14 protein-coding genes are annotated in these 19436 nt (G+C 58.2%); 1 reads left to right on the forward strand and 13 read right to left on the reverse strand.

Features of this window, described 5'->3' with window-relative positions; genetic code table 11:
• Positions 1–18: 18 nt before the first annotated feature.
• From ACQY7R_RS11150 to ACQY7R_RS11210, 13 genes are all read right to left on the reverse strand, one after another.
• Positions 19–1305, reverse strand: coding sequence for an efflux RND transporter periplasmic adaptor subunit (locus tag ACQY7R_RS11150; protein WP_428305674.1), 1287 nt, complete (start codon positions 1303–1305; stop codon positions 19–21).
• Between the two features lie 47 nt (positions 1306–1352).
• Complete coding sequence (locus ACQY7R_RS11155) at positions 1353–2771, reverse strand: sensor histidine kinase (RefSeq protein ID WP_428305675.1); 1419 nt, start codon at positions 2769–2771, stop codon at positions 1353–1355.
• 5 nt (positions 2772–2776) lie between these two features.
• A complete protein-coding gene (locus ACQY7R_RS11160; protein WP_428305676.1) occupies positions 2777–3451 on the reverse strand; it encodes a response regulator transcription factor in 675 nt (224 codons plus the stop codon).
• Positions 3452–3974: 523 nt separating this feature from the next.
• Entirely contained in the window at positions 3975–4280 is a 306-nt protein-coding gene (locus ACQY7R_RS11165; RefSeq protein WP_428305677.1) for a hypothetical protein, read from the reverse strand.
• Positions 4281–4841: 561 nt separating this feature from the next.
• On the reverse strand, positions 4842–6341 hold the full coding sequence (locus tag ACQY7R_RS11170) for a DUF1501 domain-containing protein (RefSeq protein WP_428305678.1): 1500 nt from the start codon (positions 6339–6341) through the stop codon (positions 4842–4844).
• A gap of 4 nt (positions 6342–6345) precedes the next feature.
• Positions 6346–8784, reverse strand: coding sequence for a PSD1 and planctomycete cytochrome C domain-containing protein (locus ACQY7R_RS11175; RefSeq protein WP_428305679.1), 2439 nt, complete (start codon positions 8782–8784; stop codon positions 6346–6348).
• Positions 8785–8923: 139 nt separating this feature from the next.
• On the reverse strand, positions 8924–10111 hold the full coding sequence (locus tag ACQY7R_RS11180) for a hypothetical protein (protein ID WP_428305680.1): 1188 nt from the start codon (positions 10109–10111) through the stop codon (positions 8924–8926).
• Between the two features lie 249 nt (positions 10112–10360).
• The gene (locus ACQY7R_RS11185) at positions 10361–12058 is read right to left on the reverse strand and encodes a LamG-like jellyroll fold domain-containing protein (protein WP_428305681.1); all 1698 of its coding nucleotides are present in this window, start codon (positions 12056–12058) and stop codon (positions 10361–10363) included.
• A 98-nt stretch (positions 12059–12156) separates the two neighbouring features.
• Entirely contained in the window at positions 12157–12549 is a 393-nt protein-coding gene (locus tag ACQY7R_RS11190) for a hypothetical protein (protein ID WP_428305682.1), read from the reverse strand.
• Entirely contained in the window at positions 12546–13625 is a 1080-nt protein-coding gene (locus tag ACQY7R_RS11195; RefSeq protein ID WP_428305683.1) for a DUF1559 domain-containing protein, read from the reverse strand. Before ACQY7R_RS11195 ends, ACQY7R_RS11190 begins: the two co-directional genes overlap by 4 nt.
• An 81-nt stretch (positions 13626–13706) precedes the next feature.
• Entirely contained in the window at positions 13707–15122 is a 1416-nt protein-coding gene (locus ACQY7R_RS11200) for a hypothetical protein (protein WP_428305684.1), read from the reverse strand.
• Between the two features lie 395 nt (positions 15123–15517).
• A complete protein-coding gene (locus ACQY7R_RS11205) occupies positions 15518–17239 on the reverse strand; it encodes a LamG domain-containing protein (protein ID WP_428305685.1) in 1722 nt (573 codons plus the stop codon).
• Between the two features lie 11 nt (positions 17240–17250).
• Positions 17251–17778 carry a sigma-70 family RNA polymerase sigma factor gene (locus tag ACQY7R_RS11210; protein WP_428305686.1) on the reverse strand — a complete coding sequence of 176 codons (528 nt, stop codon included), beginning with the start codon at positions 17776–17778 and terminating at the stop codon, positions 17251–17253.
• A 538-nt stretch (positions 17779–18316) separates the two neighbouring features.
• Here ACQY7R_RS11210 and ACQY7R_RS11215 point away from each other — a divergent pair.
• The gene (locus ACQY7R_RS11215; protein ID WP_428305687.1) at positions 18317–19129 is read left to right on the forward strand and encodes a sugar phosphate isomerase/epimerase family protein; all 813 of its coding nucleotides are present in this window, start codon (positions 18317–18319) and stop codon (positions 19127–19129) included.
• Positions 19130–19436: the final 307 nt, after the last annotated feature.

Genomic DNA, 19436 nt, shown 5'->3' on the forward strand with positions numbered 1-19436 from the left:
GATGGGACGGTAACGCACTTACTTGGCAAAACCGAACTCAACGCCTGAGAGTTCAGCGACGCCCGATACGAGAACCCGCGTTCCGACGCTAGGCCCCCTCAGCAGGGCGGCCCAGCCTCCTTGTACCCAGCCGACTTCGACTCGGCGGCGGGCATAACGATAGTCGCCGCGGTCCTCGTAAACCCACTGCCCGCCGTACACGTCGTGATAGACCGACGACCATGGCACTGCGTCTACCTTGGTTTGGCCCTTGAGCGGGAGATAGGCGACAACGCGTTCGCCCGGGCGGAAACGGTGATCGGAATTATCGACTTCGTAGTAGACGTCGACTGAGGATGAAAGCGGCACTGCCGTAGGCGGCAGCGAGATCGGGCGGGCTTCGACGTCCTTATCGCTTTGGGCGCCGTTCATCGCAGTCACTCGCACCGGAGCGCTGGCGTCGATCAGCTCCAACTCGCCGACGTAGATTGGAGTCTTTACCCACATCTTGTCGTCGTTCATCACTTCGAAGAGCGGCGCGCCGGTTGAGACGATTTGTCCCGGTTGTACTTGCGTCGCACGAACGATGCCTGCGAGCGGCGAAGTAATCGTTAGGGGCTCTAACGTGCCCGCTTCTTCGTCGAGTTTGATGTTATCGACTAACGCCTTTCGCTGGCGGGCAGCATCATGGGCTTTGACCGCTACGTCGAGCTGTGCCTTGGCATCATCAACGGCGCGGAGCGTCCCGACGTTGTCCTGATGCAAGCGCTCAGCTCTCGCGAGTGCGATCTTGGCCGCTTCTACTTGCACCGCCGCTTGCTGAAATAAGCCGTCCGCATCAATCTGGCTTTGCGCGACAGTGGCTTTTGCCTCTGCAAACCGTATCCTCTCGGCAGGCGTAAGCACCTCTCGCTCCGGCGTGAGCATCGGCATCAAGAGCAAGAGCGGCTGTTCTGCGGTCACGGCCTCGCCGATTTGCGGAAACTTCGAGCCGGACCTGACCTGAATGGTTCCGGCCAGCGGTGAAGTGACGACAACCGCCGCCCCGATCGGAAGCGCCAGTTCGGCGCCATAAGGCTTGAGCCGTGGCATGTTTCGTTGCTCGATCGCTTGGACCTCCAGTCCTAACCGCTGAGCCGCCGCCGCTGAGAGTTGAACGACATTGAGCGACGCTTCGTCGATCGTTGCCGCGGCCGCAGCATGGCTTGCGGACTTTTCAGATTCACCCGAGGATTTGGCGGGCTTGTCGCCACAGCCCCACAGAGTGAGTGCTGCGGCGGCAATCGCCCCCACTGTCACGAGGGAAAGCAACTTATTGGGCATCATGGCAGTTCGAGTTCGTGTGCGAAGCGGAGGTGATTCTTCTGAGGTCGCTATCTTTCCGGCGCAGCGGCTTGGATCTGCGCAGCCGCCTCAGGTCGTGAGGCTAGTGGAATGCTGATGCGTACGACCGTTCCCTGCTCCTGAGAGCTTTGCAGCGTGATTTCGCCTCCATGTGCCATGATCGCCGTGCGCGCGATCGCGAGACCTAGCCCAGTCCCATCGCCGTCAAGCTCCCGAGATTGGGTCCCCCTGAAGAATCGGTCGAAGACGTGAGGTACGTACTCCGCCGGAATACCGATGCCTGAGTCTTTGACAGTCACCGCGGCCTCAGCACTCGTGGCGCTGATCGACAATTCGACCCTGCCGCCGCACAGGCTGTACTTGACGGCGTTGTCCAGCACATTGAACAACGCTTGGCTGAGTTGAATATCATCGCCTAACACCTCGACGGGTTGATCGAGATGAACGGCCAGGTCGACGCCGCGATGCTCAGCCAGCGGCCGTAGCTGGTCGGCCACGTCCTGCGCGAGCGCGTCGAGTTGGACTATGTCGGTTTGGGAGCTGATGATGCCCGCGTCAAAGCGGCTCAAGTGTAGTAGCTGATTGGTCAATCTACTGAGTCTTGTCGCCTCGTCGACGACGACGCGGAGCGCCCGCCGATACTCTTCAGCCGGCCGGTCGGCTTGCAGTGCGCTCTCAGCTTCAATCCGCAATGTCGCAAGCGGTGTGCGAATCTCATGCGAGGCATCGGCGGTGAATCGACGGATTTCGCTCACAGCACGCTCAAGTCTTGCGATCAGCGAATTAAGAGAAAGCGAAAGACGGCCGATTTCGTCATGAGGGTTGAGGACGTCGATCCGCCGATCAAGGCAACTGATGTTGATGGAGTTCGCAGCTTCAATCACCTGCTGTACGGGCGCCAGCGCGCGGCCGGTTAGCAAATGACCGATGCCGAGGGAGAACGCGACGCCTACCGGCAGCAGCAGCGTCATGATCCACTTCAAGCTTGCCAGGTCAGCGTTTAGGGGCGCAAGGGAGCGAAAGACGTATACATCAAGCGTCCCGAAGGCGCTCGCAATAGATTGCATGGCCACGCGATGCGATTCCCCTGCCTCATCGTCCAATGCAGCGAAGCGAATCTGGCCGTTGGGGATGCCAAGCTTCTTCATACTCGCGGATGGCGGTGCGAAATTGGGACTTGTGAAGACCCCACGACCGGCGCTGTCTCGTACGAGAAACCTATAGAACGAGTGCTGAGAAAACCTCGCCTGGGCTGCGGTATTGAAGCCATCGGCGCTGCTGGCTAGTTCGACCTCCAAGCCAACTTCCTTGACCTCTTCGGCAAGTCCATCGTCCACACGAGCGACAATTTGCTGGCGTAGCAAAATGAAAAGCAAGAGACAGAATGCGACTAGAACTGCGGCAATGGACAACCCATACCAAAGAGTGAGCCGCCAGCGGATCGACAAGCCCCTCATGACGCCTCTCCCAGCACATAGCCCTGATTGCGAACGGTGTGAAGCAAAGGCGTTTCGCCGGGGAGATCGAGCTGTTTGCGCAGTTGATTGATTTGCACTTCAATCACGTTCGTCCACGTGGCTGTCTGCTCCTTCCAGACGTCGCGGGCGATCATTTCTCGCGTGACGATCTGATTGGGAAACTTCAACAGGTATGCGAGCAGCTCAAACTGCCGATTCTGTAAAGAAAGCAGACGGCCGGCTCGAATAGCCTTTCGGTTCACCAAATCGATTGAAAGACTCAGGAGGCTAAGCGAATGTGGTTCCTGCACGGAGTCGCGACGAAGGATCGCCCGGACCCGCGCAAGCAACTCGTTGAGTGCGAACGGTTTCACGAGATAATCGTCAGCGCCGGCATCAAGCCCAGTTACGCGGTCTTCAACCGCATCCCTTGCCGTGAGAATTAAGACGCGCGTTTTCAATCCGGCGAGCCTGAGCCGAGTCAGCCAATCGATTCCTGATCCATCAGGAAGCGTGAGGTCCAGAATGATGAGATCGATTGACGAATCCAGCCGGCTATCGGCTTCGGCGAGAGTAAGGACCCCGTCTACCTGCCAGCCAGACTCCCGGAGCGACGCAGAGACGCTCCGCAAAAGGCTGAGATGGTCTTCGATGACGAGAATGTGAGCCATGCGATGCTGAAGGCGCAGGTCAAAGGTTTACGGTTTGTGCCTCTGGATGCGGGCATTTCTCCCATCCTATCCCGCGCCACCAAGGTATACCCGCCGCATAAACTAAAGTTCATTTAGCCGTTTGCCGCAGCAATTGCTGCCGGTTTTTCGCATAGATGCGACCTGCTTTACCTCTCGCCGCGACGACCATGGCCATGACGATTCTCATTGGCTGACGTCTATCACCGCATCGCTGCAAGGACATGAACGTATCCTGAGGCGCGCATTAGCGGCCAACCTTCTGCCGAGGCTTGATTCGCCTATCGCTGATAGGCGCGCACTACTTAGTTAGCCTTGAATGCCCCTGAGGCCCCTCAAAAACGGCGCTGCCCAACTACGAAGAACTTAGTACAAACGCTCCGTCGGCACAACGAGCCGGTGTAAGATATGGTAAGCGAGCATTCAACTTCACACGGACGGGAAGGTCTTCAGGACTGCAACCGTGGCTTTACAGCCCGAGAATTGCTGATTGCGATCGGCTGCATCACGATGCTTCTCGCACTGTTGTTGCCGGCGGCCACTGTACCGCGGATAGTTCGCTGCAAGCTATAAACCCAATCGCTGCCAACCGATTCATCGCCTCAACGTCGACCTTGCCGGTCATGTGCCGCTCGTTAGACTCGGCGACCATCGATCCGACAACCAGACTGTCAGCAAGAGGGAGGTAGCTGCTCGCGAAGCGCTCTGGAAACGCGGCAGCAGTTAGCCAGAGATATTCGCGTGCTGGCGATAAGCCGCCAAGCACTGCCGCGAGGACGGGCGTTAGCTTAAGCCCTGTAATACGACGCATCAAAAAGTTGTCTCGGGCTTGTCTTCGTTGCTGACCTCCACGATGGGGTGCAACCGGAATTGCCGAGAGACGATGGGAAGGGCGCAACCCATTACCTGTATCGACGTTAAGCCCGAAACTGTTCGCCAACAGGCGGTTACGGCAGGGAGGGGGGAGGGTCCCATGCGTTCCGCTCTGTAGAGGTGTTGCTCTGCAACGCCCCACGCTCTTCACTTGCAGCCGCGCTCGTCGCGGCTGTTGGCGTTTCTTGGGCAATGCTACCGGAAACGTTACCTTGCCGGCTCCAAAGGCCTGCCGAGACGTCTTCGGCGTTGTGCTGCGAGTCCCAATATACTCCGCGCTTTAGCGCATCTAGTCGCCACGATCACCCCACGGCCGCTAGCCGCTGGAGTATCACCGCGATCGCTCGCTTCGACTTCTGGGTCTCGCCGAGGAGACGCAGAAGTCGGATGGCCGTCGAGGGGCGTAGTCTTGCCGCACGAAAGAGCTTACAAGTTCACTGCGCATCCATCGCTCACCAGAGCTGTTGATGCGTTCAGTGCGCAGTGTCCACGAAAATCTCTACGCCAATAGTTTGTCGACGACTTTACCTGCAAGGTTCGTCAGGCGAATGTCGAGACCATTGAAGCGCACTTTTAGCTGGAGATGGTCGATGCCGAACAATCGCAAGATCGTGGCGTGGAAATCGTTGACGTGGACGGGATCCTCGACAACGCCCCAGCCGATGTCGTCCGTTCGCCCGATGACTTGACCGCCCTTCACGCCGCCTCCGGCAACCCATGTGCTAAATGCAAATGGATGATGGTCGCGGCCCGTGACCTTGGCATAGCCTGGTCGATTCTCACCCAAGGGCGTTCTGCCAAACTCGCTGCACCAGATCACCAGCGTGTCATCGAGCAATCCACGTTGTTTTAAATCTTTTAGTAGCGCTGCCACTGGCTGATCCGCCATGCCGCAATTGAAGGGCAATTCGGCTTCGAGATTGCTATGATGATCCCACGAAGCGTGATAAATGTTGACGAACCGCACCCCGCGTTCGATCAGTCGTCGTGCTAGGAGGCAATTAGTTGCAAACGATCGATATTGCCCAGGCCCGCCGGGTCTGTCGGACTTGATGCGGGGATCTTCGCGGTCGACTCCGTACGCGTCCAAAGTTGTTTGGCTTTCGCTGGTGAAATCAATTAGCTCCGGCGCCGCCGCCTGCATGCGAAACGCCAACTCGTACGCGGAAATACGACTGTTGATTTCGTCGTCGCCGAATTGCGAAAAATGTGCGCGATTAAGCTCGCCCACGGCGTCGATCGTGCGACGTTGAAGGTATCGGTCAATTCCCGCCGGGTTTTCTAGATTTAACACCGGCTCGCCCTTGCTGCGGAACACGACGCCGGCGTACGAAGTTGGCAAGAAGCCGCTCGTCCAGTTGGAAGCCCCGCCGCTCGTGCCGCGGCCCGAGTTCAGCACGACGTACCCAGGCAGATCGCGGGACTCGCTGCCAAGTCCGTAGTACAACCACGACCCGAGCGTCGGCCGGCCGAAGCGCGATACGCCGCTGTTCATCAGTAGCTGGCCGGGATGGTGATTGAACGCCTCGGTATGCATCGAGCGGACGAGCGCGATATCGTCGGCGCACCCGGCGAGGTTAGGGAGCAAGTCGGACAACTCCATGCCGCATTCGCCGTGCTTCCGGAAAATGCGCCGGCTACCCATGATCGTTGCCGTTTCCTTCTTGATGAAAGCGAAGCGGACATTGGTGGTGAGCGACTCGGGCATCTTTTGGCCGTCGAGCCGCGTGAGTTCCGGCTTCGGATCGAAGAGATCGAGTTGACTGGGCCCTCCCTCCATGAAAATGCAAATGCATCGTTTGGCGGAAGGAAGAAGCGGCGGAGCGTGGAGCGTCTTCGAATCGCCCGCTGGAGTCGCTGTTCCTCCAGCCACAGCGCTAGACATTAGTAGTCCGTCGTCCCGAAACTGGCATGCCAATGCCGCGAGCCCGATCCCGCTCGCGGTCGAAGTCAAGAAGTGGCGGCGCGTGCGCGAGAAGGCGTTATGTTGAGCAGACATTGCTTTATTCTCTCGTGACAAATTCGTCGAGATTGAGCACGGCGCGAGCCAAAATTACGCAAGCGGCGGCCTCGGCGTCGATCGGCGTTTCTGAAGCTGTGTGCTCTTCCTTTTGCAATCGACCTACGATCTGCTCGGTCGCCACAGCATCAATTTGGCAATGCCTCACAGCGTCGCTGTAGAGTCGACGCAAAATGAGCAACTCGTCGCTTGAAGGATCGCGCGAGACTGCCGCGTTGATTGCGAACCTGATCCGCGCGCCAACGACGTCGCTGGACGAAGCCGCGTCGCGACCAGACTCTGCCATTATTCGACGCCCGAACGCCTGGGCGCATTCGACGAACGCGACGTCGTTGAGCAGAGTCAGCGCCTGCAGCGGGGTGTTGCTTCGCTCCCGCCGCGTGCAAGCGAGATTGGCTTCGGGCGCGTCGAACGTTGACAGCGATGGGTGCGGGCTAGTGCGCTGATACCAAGTGTAGAGTCCTCGCCTGAAGCGATCTGCTCCCGTGCTTTCGACCCAAGGGGCTTGGTTATCGAAGACGAGTTCCGCGACGCCCGCTGGTTGCGGCGGACGGACGCTTGGACCGCCAACTGACAGGTTCAGGAGCGCGCTTGCCGAGAGGGCGACGTCACGAACCGTTTCGGCTTCGATTCGAAAACGATTCTGGCGAGCAAGCCAGGTATTGTAGGGGTCGCGATCCATCAGTTCGGGGCGGCTAACCGACGACTGACGATACGCGGCGGACGTGACGATCAGCCGATGGATTGGCTTCATCAGCCATCCGTTGGAACGAAATTCGTGAGCAAGCCACTCGAGCAGTTCGGGATGCGAAGGCGGCTCGCCTTGCGTGCCGAAGTCGTCTCCCGTGCTGACGAGGCCTCGCCCGAAGTGCAGTTGCCAGATTCGATTCGCGACGACGCGCGCCGTCAATGGATTGCTCTCGCTGACGATCCAGCGAGCGAGATCAAGCCGATCCGGGGCGATGCCTCGAGAGGAGATGGCCGGCAAGATTTCTGGCGTGTGCGGTGCAACTTGCGGACCTTTTGAAAGAAAATCACCTCGCACGTGGACGTAGGTAACGCGCGACGCCGAGTCCTCCCCAATGGCCTGAAAAGACGAGTACTTTTCATCCTCGGCTCGCCGAGCTGCTTGGCGCGAAGCCTCCTCGCCGGCCGTGGCCGCCGATTGGCCGGTGCGTCCCTGAGGCAGTTCCGCTCTGTCGCTCCGCCAGCGGTCAAGCTGACCCTGCGGCGCCACCGGAAGATCAACTTCTGACAAGTTGTTGAAGAAAGCGTAAAGGCCGAAGTACTCGCGCTGCGTAATAGGGTCGTACTTGTGCGTGTGGCAGTTGGCGCACCCCACCGTCAAGCCCAGCCAGACGGAGCCGATGGTGTTCGTGCGATCGATGGTGCGTTTTACTCGGTCTTCTTCAGGATCGACGCCACCTTCCGTGTTTCGCAGGGTATTGCGGTGGAAACCAGTTGCCACTCTGGCTCCGCCGTCAAACTCAGCGTCGGCTGGCGCGAGCAAGTCGCCAGCGAGTTGCTGAATGGTGAACACGTCGAATGGCATGTCCACATTCAGTGCGCCAATGACCCAATCTCGATATCGCCATGCGAAGGGGCGGCCAGGATCTTTTTCGTAGCCATCGCTGTCGGCGTATCGTGCGGCATCGAGCCAATGCCTCCCCCATCGCTCGCCGTAGTGCGGAGACTGCAGCAAGTTGTCGACCGCGCGTTCGTAAGCATCGGGCGACTCATCAGCTACGAAGGCGGAAACTTCCGGCGGCGTGGGAGGGAGCCCGATGAGATCGAGAGATACTCGCCGTAATAGCGTTGGCCTGTCTGCCTCACGCGAGGGCTCGACTTGCTCGTTTTCGAGTTTGGCCAGGATGAAGGCGTCGATGGGGTTTCGTACCCACTTGCTGTTCTTCACAGCAGGAACTTGAGGAGCACTGATCGGCTGAAACGACCAGTGCTCCGCCGCCGGATGTTCTGGCTCGACGCCTGCCAGCTCGTCGGGCCAAGTCGCGCCCTGGTCGATCCAGGCGCGGAGCACCGCGATCTGACGCTCGCTCAGCGGATCTCCCGCGCCTTCTGGCGGCATCTGCCCCACCTCCTCGTCGAGGCCGGCCACCACATGAATAAGGCGACTTTCAGCGCTTTTGCCGGGCACGATAACGAGACCGCTATCGGCGCCTGCCAGCGCTGTTTTACGAAGATCGAGTCGAAGGCCCGATTCTTGGGAATCAGGTCCATGGCAGTCATAACAATGAGCAGCAAAGATCTGTTGAACGTCGTTAGCGTAATCAACAACTTCAGTGGCTGGGGCGGGCAGTTTCTCCAAATCAGCAGCGGTCGTTTGAGCGAACGAGCGACTGCAGAGGGAGATACTCGCGCAGAAGATTGCACAAACAATCCTAGATAACGCGTCGCAAGACATGGAAAAGGATCTCAGTGGCCTGCAATTAATCGCTCAAACGCAGAGCGCTAATCCGATAGTGCGGCGATTCGATCGGCTGGCAGGACATACGCCTCTAGAAGCGCCTAAACATTGCATTCAGAGCGTTCGCGCCGCGACGTCATCCCACAATGCCGCTGACGTCGATCAAGTGCAGTTGCCTACCGTCGCGACTACTCGGCGCGTCGATCACAACGCTCTTGCCATCGCGACTGAATCTTGGATGCGTATCGCAACGCCATTCGCCGACGTACTGCTCCGGTGCGCGAAAGCGCCCAAGCGACACCTTACGACTGGTTTGGGGGTGATAGAGGTACGGATATTGAAACCCATCCTGCGGGTAGGTGTCGTTCAAGATCCACTCGCCCCCAGGCAGATAGCTGCAGTGGCCATCGCCGATCATGGCATCGGCGCCCACGACCTCGATACTTTTCTTACCGCCGTCTTCGAATAGAAAAAACCGCATCCCGTAGGGCGGATGGCTGGAAAGCGCAAGGATGTGCCCGGGATCTCGCCACCAGTAATGCGACGTCAGGCCGTTATCGTCGACGACGCGCAGATCGGTTCCGTCCGGCTTGGCGGTGAGAAGTCGCGTTTGGCGGCCCAAAGGACCGGTCCACCGATGCAAGAATGCGAAACGACTTCCGTCCGGACTGTAAAGCAGATGATTGAATTTGTGCTTCGCGCCTGCCATCGTCCGCATCGGAGGGCCGAACTGCGCAACTTCCGCTAACGACAGGATCAGCCGCTGTTCGCCTGTCGTCAGATCGATCGAAGAGATTCCGCTGTGGCTGGGAGCGGGATCATCGCGATCCGGATCGGGCACGCCTGCGTAACCGTAACCAGGCCGCACTTCCGCGAGACGACTGAAACTGGTGGATACGGCCGTCTTCCCGTTTGAGTGCAGCGCGTAGACGGGATGAGGAATCGTGCGTAGCTTGCGAGTCGCCACATCCATAATGCGACAAACAAAGTGATCGCCGTCTCGATCATTCCAGAGGATGGTCGATTCAGTCTGCGGAACCCACTGCAGCATGCAGCCTTGTTGCCAACACCACGCTCGACTCGTCCCCAGCTCGATCCAACGGTCGTCGTCCACCAGATCGACCATGCCGATCTTGATTTCATCGTCAGGAGTCGGGGAGCGGTGCTGGAAGTCGACTTCCATGCTGAGCACAAAACGATCGGTGGGATCAAATTCGAGCTTATCGTAGTAGCCAAACCAATGGTGCTTGGGGCCGTGCGTGATCACTCGCACCGGCGGCGGCGAAGACTCCGGCGTTTCAGCCCGGGCCAAGCTTGTCGCCATGGCAGCGACGGCGCCGGCCTGAAGAAAACGGCGTCGAGTATGCAATGATCGATTCACTGTAGTCAGTGCCTCTGCAAAAGTTGCCCCGACTGTCGAGGGCATAGCGTCGAAGTTGAATCACGAGGGGATGAAATGCAACCAACCGCGCAGCTCCGCGAGGCCTACAATCCGAATCGTCCTTGTCGAACAATTCGCTGCGGTAGAAGTTGCCCAATTGACGGCGAGACTGGAGGCGAGAATCGCAGGTTGTCAGCGATCAGGAAGCGTCTTTTCCAATTCTAAAACCTCGCTGTCGGCCAACGCTCGATTGTATAGCCTCACCTCACGAATCTTGCCTGAGAACGGACCTTGAGGGCCGTTGCCGATCAGTAAGGGCTCCGCGTTGGAAACGTCGAGCGGATCCTCGTCGCAAGTGCGCGTCATCGCCAGCTTCCCGTCCGCGTAGATCGACAGCGTTTTGCCTCGCCGTACCGCAGCCACGCTATGCCACCCGGCGCCGAGATCGCGGTCCAGTGAAAGCCCTGCCCCGGCGGCGTACGAATACACCGTGCCGCGGGCTTCACTGGAAACCGCGGGATCGATCATCTCGCGATAGCATGTTGCAGTGCTGGAAAACAACTTGCCGTCAAAAACTGCCAAGCTCGAGGCGCGAGTCCAATCCTGAACTTCGTGCGCGCCTGAGCCAACCGGCGCCGGTTCGAATTCAGGCGGGTCGTACAGACGCCCAACCGACGTCCATTTGTCGCCAGGATCAAAGCGGAACACCTCAGCGCGAGGGATTGTCCCCGCGTAGAAGCAGCCGTTGTATACGGTGAGACCGATCACCTCCGTAGAATCGCCGAGTTGCCCGAGATCGATCCACTGGCCATTGCGCCAGACGGCGACTCTTCCTTGAGGCCAGCTGCCTTCGTATAGCTCTCCGCGATACACGCCTAGTGAGTGGATTTGGTTGCACGCTTCGTGCGTGCGATGGGGGTTGCCGAGATTGCGCCACGACGTTCCGTCGTATTCGTACACCTCTCCCTGTGGGTAGGCGGCGTAAAGACGGCCGTCGTTCACGGCGAGCGAGTGGGGCCAGCCATTGAATTCGCCACACTCACGCCATGTCTTGCCGCCCTCATAGACGTAGCAGTGTCCTGGTTCAGCTTTGCTCGTGTAATTGATATTGAACGCGGCGGCGTAGAGCTTGCCGTTGAACGTAGCGAGAGCGTTGACGCGGCAGTTCTTACCTGGCGCTCCGAGGTCTTCCCAATTCTTCTCGCCCCGATAGCGGTACACGCGTCCTGCATCCATCTCCGGCGGTTGCTGGCCATGACTGGAAGTCGTTGCGGCGTACAACTCGCCGTCGTGAACGATCATGGCGTAGACGCCGCGCGTCTTGCCGTCGCCCAATCGACCGCAATCAATCCACTTCTTGTTTCCATCGTAACGGTAAACGTGCGCCCAATCGGACTCCTTTTCGCCGTCCGTCGTTCCAGCGTAAAGATGGCCGTCGAATACCGTCAGTGCGTCGCTGATGTGAGTTGCGCCTCCGCCGGGTCGTCCACAGTCTTGCCACTGTCCCGTCGTACCGTCGTCGACGCCGAAGAAGACGTTCCGCGTATCTGCTTGCGAATTGTAGCCAGGATTGCTTTCGGACACCGTCAGGTTGAGGCCACGGCGCGCCGATCCGTCGAACTTAGTGACAATGTCTCCGATGACGTCGGTGAGCGCCGCATCGGTGTAGACGTCCGCACTGATCGAGAAATCCCTCTTCCCGAACTGCATCGCTGGCGCATCGGGAATTTCGATGTAGGCCTCGTTCCCGTCGAAAAGGCTTTCCGAAAGGTGAACGCCGTGGTTAGTTCCATGATGCTCGCCGCCTGAATAGTCGCGGCAATCGCCCGCAATTTTCCAGTAACCTACAAGGCCGACGTCGTCGACGCCGTACGCGCTCGCTATTTGCACGCAGAGCGTCAGGAAAAAAATGCGCGCATATTTTCGGATTGGTTCCATAATTTATTCAAAGCCGCAGGTGAGGATGTAAACAGAAGACTCGCGAGCGGTCAGCCGTCAGTGAGATCGAAGGTGAAGTGATTCTCCGCGTCGCGAGTCACTTCGATCTCCAGCTCCGAGCGAGCATTGAACTTTTCGGGAATGTACAGCTCGGTAATTTCAAACCCTTCGATGGGGTCGCGTTTGCCTGTTTTTCGGACCGCCTGAATGTCGACTCTCATCTTGCCGCACTTACTCAAAAACTTGAACGCGCCGCCGCGAATTCTCCCTGCGGCAGCGCTCACTGAGGGGTCTGTCGGATGAAAGATGATTTCACCAACCTCAACGGGATTCCCTTGCCAGTTCACCGTTCCTGAAACTTCCAAGAACTCAGGCTGCGAGCAACCGACGGCCCAGACGAGCAGCAGGGCGAAGGGAACTTTACAACAGGCAGCCGTGCTCATAGCGAGCCTCCGACTTCGGTGGCGTTCGGATCCGGGCTGCCATTGCGGCTGCCAAACCCTTGATAGACTCGAGGATCGATGCCGTCGGCCACAAAATGAACCGAACCATCCGCATTTACCATGCTCGCTCCGCCCTGATGGTAGCTTCGCGTAGATAGGTAAGCGTCTTGCTGAAAGCAGCGAGAGCAAGGGAACGCTGGCGCTTCCGGGACGGCGTTCTGAGACAACCAGTTCGTACGATCAGCCGTCGAGGTGTTGGGAGGGTAGAGGGTAGTGAAATTAACGACGCCGCCGCAGGAGTTGTAGTAACGCCCGCGCATATCGTCGTCGCCGCTGTCCGGGGAGAGAATCAGCTCCCCCAACATCGCGGTGTTCGAACTTCCGTCTAACACATCTTTCATCCGAATTTTCGATACCGCGAAAAACAGCCCGTCAAGATCTGCGCTGTTCTTGTACGCGGGCTTGTTCGGCAGAGCTGGCCCCGGATTGAAATAGGTGCTGCCCGAGCATGTTACGTAGTTCCCGGAGAACCCCTGACTGGCTCCCATCCCGTCCAACGACGCCGGCGGCCCAGTGACGCCGGCCGAGGAGAACGAGAACGTTTGCGTCTTGGGGTTCGCCGGATCAGAGGGGCACATCAGCATTGAAATTGGCGTGCTGCATTCGGGAAAGTCGTAGGCAAAGTTGTGCGTCTTCATGAAGGCGCTGAAACGCGCGTACAGTGCTTGCTGTTCCATGTAGGGCAAGACGTCTTGCATCCAGCAACGGCGATTCTGCGCGCCGTCGTACGGCGACGGCGTCGATGTATGGATGTCGATGTAGTTGTACGACCCATGCGGGAAGCGCGTCGTCGCGTCGTGGTAATTCAATAACGCAATGCCCACTTGCCGAATGTTGTTCATGCACGCCATGCGTCGCGACGCTTCGCGAGCTGCTTGCACTGCAGGCAAAAGCAAGGCAACGAGCGTACCGATGATTGCGATAACCACGAGCAGTTCTACGAGCGTGAAACCGCGCTGCGACGTTAATGCGCGGCGTTTCAATGCGCACCAGCGGCTAAGCGGACGACGAATCATGTGACATCCCTAACTGCCTAAGGCAACGTAAGTTTTATGGAGCGCCGTGGTACGGTAGTCGCAGAAGACGCCGCCTCGCGTTCAAGCAAGGCGACTCCGGCGAGTTGCACAAAGCGATAAGGTCATCCCGACGATTCCCAGTGCAAGCACGCTGGGTTCGGGAACGCTTTGCACCGCTCCGGCTTGGCTGAAATTACGTTGCCAAATCAAAAAATCGGCGCCATCGACGTCTTGATCGCCATCGGCGTCTCCTGTCGCGAGGGCATTGCCCGTCCCGAAGTTGCTCCTCCAAATCACAAGGTCGGCGTTATTTACGCTGCCGTCGCTGTTGAAGTCGCCGGGAGTCGCGGTGCTAACTGCGTTCAACTCCACCGCGTTCAGGCGTGTTCCGCCGAAGCCCGCCGTCGTCGTGCCAAATAGCTCTAGTACGTTAGACGTGGAGCGAACGCGAATGACGGCGCTATAGTCATTGATCGTAGCGGGGCGAGGGAAGGCGAAGTTGGTGATGTTACCCGTGCCGCCTGTGGTGTTGCCCATCGGGCTCCACAAAGTCGGCGTCGAGCTAAAAGACTGCGCGGGATCGTATGACCATACTTTGACGTCGTAGTCAGTGTTCGGCGTGACGCCAGCGATCGTGAGGTGAATTCCTTGTCCATTAACGTCGCTGTTATTGTAGTAAACTCCTCGGTAGAGATCGCGGATACTTGCATCAATGGCGTTTGCGTTGCCATCTGAAGTGTCTTCAAATCCCTGGCCCTCGACGGTCAACGTGTATTGACCGATGGTTTGCGTCGCCGACCCTTGAATCGCGAGCCCTCGCATCGCGGTGTAGCCAGTTTGCACCGGGTACGGTTGCTTTAACGGTCGGCCAAAGTCGACGGAAACGACGTCGGCAGCACCGTCGTTGAGACGAAAGCCGTTGAGCCGCGTACCGCCGAACCCTGAAGCCGTCGTGCCAAAGATGTCGAGCGTTCCTGTCGTCGACGAAACGGAAATAGTGGCGCTGCGGTCGTTGAGCGTCGCGGGTCGAGGGGTCGCAAAATTCGTAATGCTCCCGTTCGTGCCTGAACTATCCAAGTAAGGCGCCCAAGTCGTTTCGGTTGAGCTGAACGATTGGTCGGCGTCGTAAGACCAAAGCTGGAGCGTGTAGGGATGATTGGGCGTGACGCCAGTGATTGAAAGCGTAACGCCCTCGCCATTGATGTCAGAGTTATTGTAGTAGTAGTCACGGAAAAGGGGGCGAACGGCCGGCGTGACGGCGCTGCCGAAGTTCGAGTCAGCGAACCCTTGCCCCGTCAAATTCACCGTGTAGGCGCCGAAGGTCCCGGTCGCGGCGGTTTGACTGGTTTCGCCGGTCAGCTCCGAGAAGCCGCTCTGCACGCCGCTCTCGTAGTCCCTGGCGAAGTCGACGGCCAATAACGGTGCGGCATGTGCGGCGGAGTCGAACAGCAGAAGTAACGTGAGTGCGAGTGCGGCCTTCACGGCGTTGAGCATCATGGAATCGTTCTCCTCAGAAGTTGCGCCCAACAGTCATTGGGGCGGATTGAACAAAATTTGAGCGGGACATCGTCGAGCGTTCGACAGCGGGTGATTCTCAAGACTGCCCGTGCGAGCCCCACGCTTAATACACACGTAAAACGTGGAATGGCAGAAATACGGTCAATCGAGCTGATTCGCTCGTACTGCACCGCTTATCGCAATCCGCGCGTGCGGTGCGTTAACGGCATTCCAAACACATACCTAACCAGCGCCGAGGCTTGCCATCCTCAGTGAATCCGGTTTGATCAGACGGAAGCTGCTCTGTTTGCCCCTACAACTATTCCTTTCATTGCCGCCCATCGCATGCGTTCTCACTTCATATTTGTCCTCCTTCATTGAATGCAGTTGGAACTTCACAGCGTCTCATCGCGGTTGATCCCGTCAGGGTCGACGGCAGGAAGCATTGGCTTGGCCAATTGAACGTGCCGACGCAGCTCCTCTTCGCTTAACGCGCGATCGTATAGCGCCACCTCGTCAAGCTGCCCTACGTACAAACGAGAGGTAACTTCGTCTTCGATGTGAGGGCTCTGCGGAAAGAGTTGACCCATGAGCACGCGAAGTTGAGGGCCAACGGGTCGCTCGTCCCTGTTTGAAGCAACGAGCTTTCCGTCGAGATAGATCTTCATCTCGGCGCCATTTTTCACCGTAGCCAGATGCTGCCACTTTCGCACGATGTATGGAGTCGCCGAAAAGGCCTCTGAGTTCTGATGGATGTAGCGAATGCGGCCGGGGTTAAACTCCGTTGGTCGAAACGCCTGAGGAAAGCCGGAAACCGGGCCCACCAATTCGACCTCAAGACGGTGAGAGCCAAGCGGCGATTCCGACGGCTTCCAATCGATCAGCGAAAACATGGTGCCATGGTGGTAGTAAGTCGGCTTCATCCACGCTTCCAGCGTGTAGCTATCGTCCGGAAGATCAATTAGATCGTCCGAGAGTAAGTATCCAGGTCCGGCCGTCAGCCCGAATTCCGCAGTGCCGTTCTGAGAGTTAGGTCGAAGACGCACTGCGTCGCCCACCAGACGGCAATGCAGCCGGTCTGACATCTGATTACGAACGACGCCGCCCTCGTCGCTCTCGAACCGCCAATACGCGACAGGGTTCGCGTTGTAGACGGCATCGACGTACTTCTCGGAAATAGGAAGTTGGCTTTCCGTCAGCGCCGCTGGCGTTACGAACCAGCTTTCGTGCGCTTTCCCGTGCACCGTCGAGATGACGCCGTGCGCCGAAGTCGTGGCTCTCATTGAGGCGCCGCTGTCGACGCTAATCTCTTGGGTTTCTGCAGCGCCTAGCAAACCTGGCTCTAGCGTTGCTGCGCCTCGGAAGACGTGCAATTCGACGCTATTCGGCGAACTCATCACCCCGACCGACGAGTCGCTAGAGACGTGGACGCATCCGAGCGGCGTTGTGAAATCGAAACGCGTCGCGTGCGCGGGCAACGAGACGGTAAGCTTTCCGTAAAGAAGTGCAGGGGGCCCGTCGCTTGCGAGCGAGATTGCTGCGGGACCTTCAAGTTGCACTGTAGGCGAATTATCGCTTAGGCCTGTCCGAATTTGCGCCACGCCTTCCAAGAGATGAAGCGACTCGCCGGCGCGTAGCGTGCTGCCGGTCCGCAAATCTGCGGTGCTTCGGGCGGTATCCCAACGGCAATTGGTGACGTTCACTAGCTCGGCAACGTACAAATCGCGCGGTGCAAGCGAATCCTGAACGGGCGCACGAGCGACAGGCAAGGTCGTGACCGACCGCGTCGCCACCTGCCACGCGGAAACGCCTCCAACCAATACGCCCGCGATTGTGGCCGCCAACAGCGCTGCTGGATGCGCCATCCATCGCCGGAAACCGCCGGAAGCGTCTGCGGTCCCGCCAAACATAGCAGACGCCAGCGACTCTTGGCTCGGCTCGACCTCGCTCAGCGCGAGCGCCGTGTTCTCAGCAACCAGATTCTCTCGTAGCTGCCAGTGCACAAATGCACGGCGAACGAACATGCGCACATTCACTTCGTCGGCGGCTAGCCACGCATTCAAATCGTTGCTTCCCTGAGCATCCAGGTCGCCGTCCATGTAGCGGTCAATCAGCATTTCGAAGTTTACTACCACTTCGTCGTACCTCCAGCATGCTGTTGAATGCAGCGACGTAAAACTTCGCGCGCTCGATGCAACATGACCCGGGCAGCTCCGTCGGTGATGCCCATCCGCTTGGCGACGTCGCCATACTTGAGGTCGTACGCATACCGTAACTTCAACACTTCGACGACTTTCTGCGGTTGCTTTTTCATGCACATCCGCAGTGCCTGCCGCACGCCGGCCCAACTGTCGCCCTGCTCTTGGAACGCGACTTGAATCCGTCCGACCAAGTCATCGCTGAGACAACACTCCACGCTTCGAGCCGCAGTGCGACGCGAAGCCATGGCTAGATTTCTCGCAATGCCCAGCGCCCATGGCAGGAAGGGACGCGATGCATCGTATTTATCAAACTCGCGAACCAGCATGACTGCTACTTGCTGCAGAACGTCTTCAGCTTGGTGGAAATTCGGCACCAGCGAATGAATGTACGCGCCAACCACTGGCTGGGATTCCGTCCACAGCCGCGCCAACTGTTCGGAGCCTTGTGAGTGCATGCGATGACTGCGGGACGAGGTGGTGGAATGATGCTCGTAAATTAACTTTCATAAAGTTGCGAAAGCGTTACACGATTTTTTTGAAAAGTTCTATTTTTCTTATGCGACGGTACTACGTTTGACGCGTATTGCTTCGCTTTGAGGAAACCAGCCGCAACTGACACCTCTCGTCGCCCGAGTACCGATCGAATGGCATCCCGAAACAACTAGGCCTCGCGTTTTTCCAGATTTTTCAAATTTCCAATGACAAAAAACGAATCCCGGTTTGATTATAAGGGGCGTCGCAAACCTTAACGGCAAGAGCAGCGCCCCTGTTTAGCCTCAAGCGCGCAGGCGTCGCACGGGATCGTCAACTTGATTTGATCTTCACCGGAGTCGATGCCGCCTGTCACGGCGGGCCAACCGACCGTTCGCGCAGCGCAGTTACCACATTGCCATAAGGTGGGTGAACATGCTTAACCGGAGAGAACTACTCCGCACTACCATCGGCGCCACCATGGGCGTCGCAGCCTTCGGGTGGCGCGTGGATTCTAATCCGATGAGCGCTTTCGCAGCCGGACTGAATTCGCAGTCGAGTGCGGCGGCAATACGATTCGGGCTCGTCACTTACATGTGGGGCCATGATTGGGACTTACCAACGTTGCTGGCGAACTGTGAAAAAGCGGGCGCTGAAGGAGTTGAACTTCGCACGCAACACGCGCACGGAGTGGAGCCGACGCTATCGGACGCCGCGCGCCGTGAAGTGAAGAGTCGTTTCGCCGATAGCTCGATCACGCTTGTGGGATTGGGGAGCAACGAGGATTTTCACGACGTCGATCCTGCATCGCTGAAAGCGTCAATTGAGCGCGCCAAGGAGTTTGTCAAACTCAGCCACGACGTCGGCGCCAGCGGCGTCAAAGTGAAGCCGAACGACCTTCCCGAGGGCGTTCCTCATCAGCAGACGATTGAACAAATTGGCCGCGCCCTCAACGAGGTCGGCTCCTATGCATCGGATCTGGGGCAGCAGCTTCGGCTTGAGGTGCACGGGCAATGCGCGCCTCTGCCCATCATTGCTTCGATCATGGAGGTAGCCGATTGCCCGAACGTCAGCGTTTGCTGGAATTCGAATCCGCAAGATTTGGAGGGAGCAGGGCTTATCGACAACTTTGCGATGGTTCGCAATCGTCTGGGGGCCACAGTCCATGGGCGAGAACTGGAGGGGTCGAACTACCCCTACGCCGACCTGTTCCGTCAGCTCTTAGACGCCGAGTATGAGGGGTGGTTCCTCATCGAGGGCAACGATCTGCCAAAGGATCGCATTGCCGCGTTAGCGAACCAGCGCGCTGCATTCGACAGAATGACTCTGAAATAGCAGAGAACTACGAGCTGAGATAGTAAACAAAGGAAGACAACTCGGGCGGTCGCGTGTGAGCGAAGACCGGCGGTCCGGATGGTTTGGGGACTGCTCGCGTGGGCGGCCAGCATCAGCTGGGCGCCCACGCAGCAGCTTTAACCTCAGCAAGTAGATGGCTCCGCTCGTTCCACAAGAGACGACAAACCTTGTGGCAATTGATGGCGGCAGCTAAGCGCACTTCAGCACGGCAGAATCGAAGTTTATCAGCTTATCTTCGGCGATCGATTTCAGACTCTCGGGCAAGCGCGCGGCAGCTTACGTTTAT

The sequence above is a fragment of the Lacipirellula sp. genome, from assembly GCF_965279485.1.
GTDB lineage: Bacteria > Planctomycetota > Planctomycetia > Pirellulales > Lacipirellulaceae > Lacipirellula.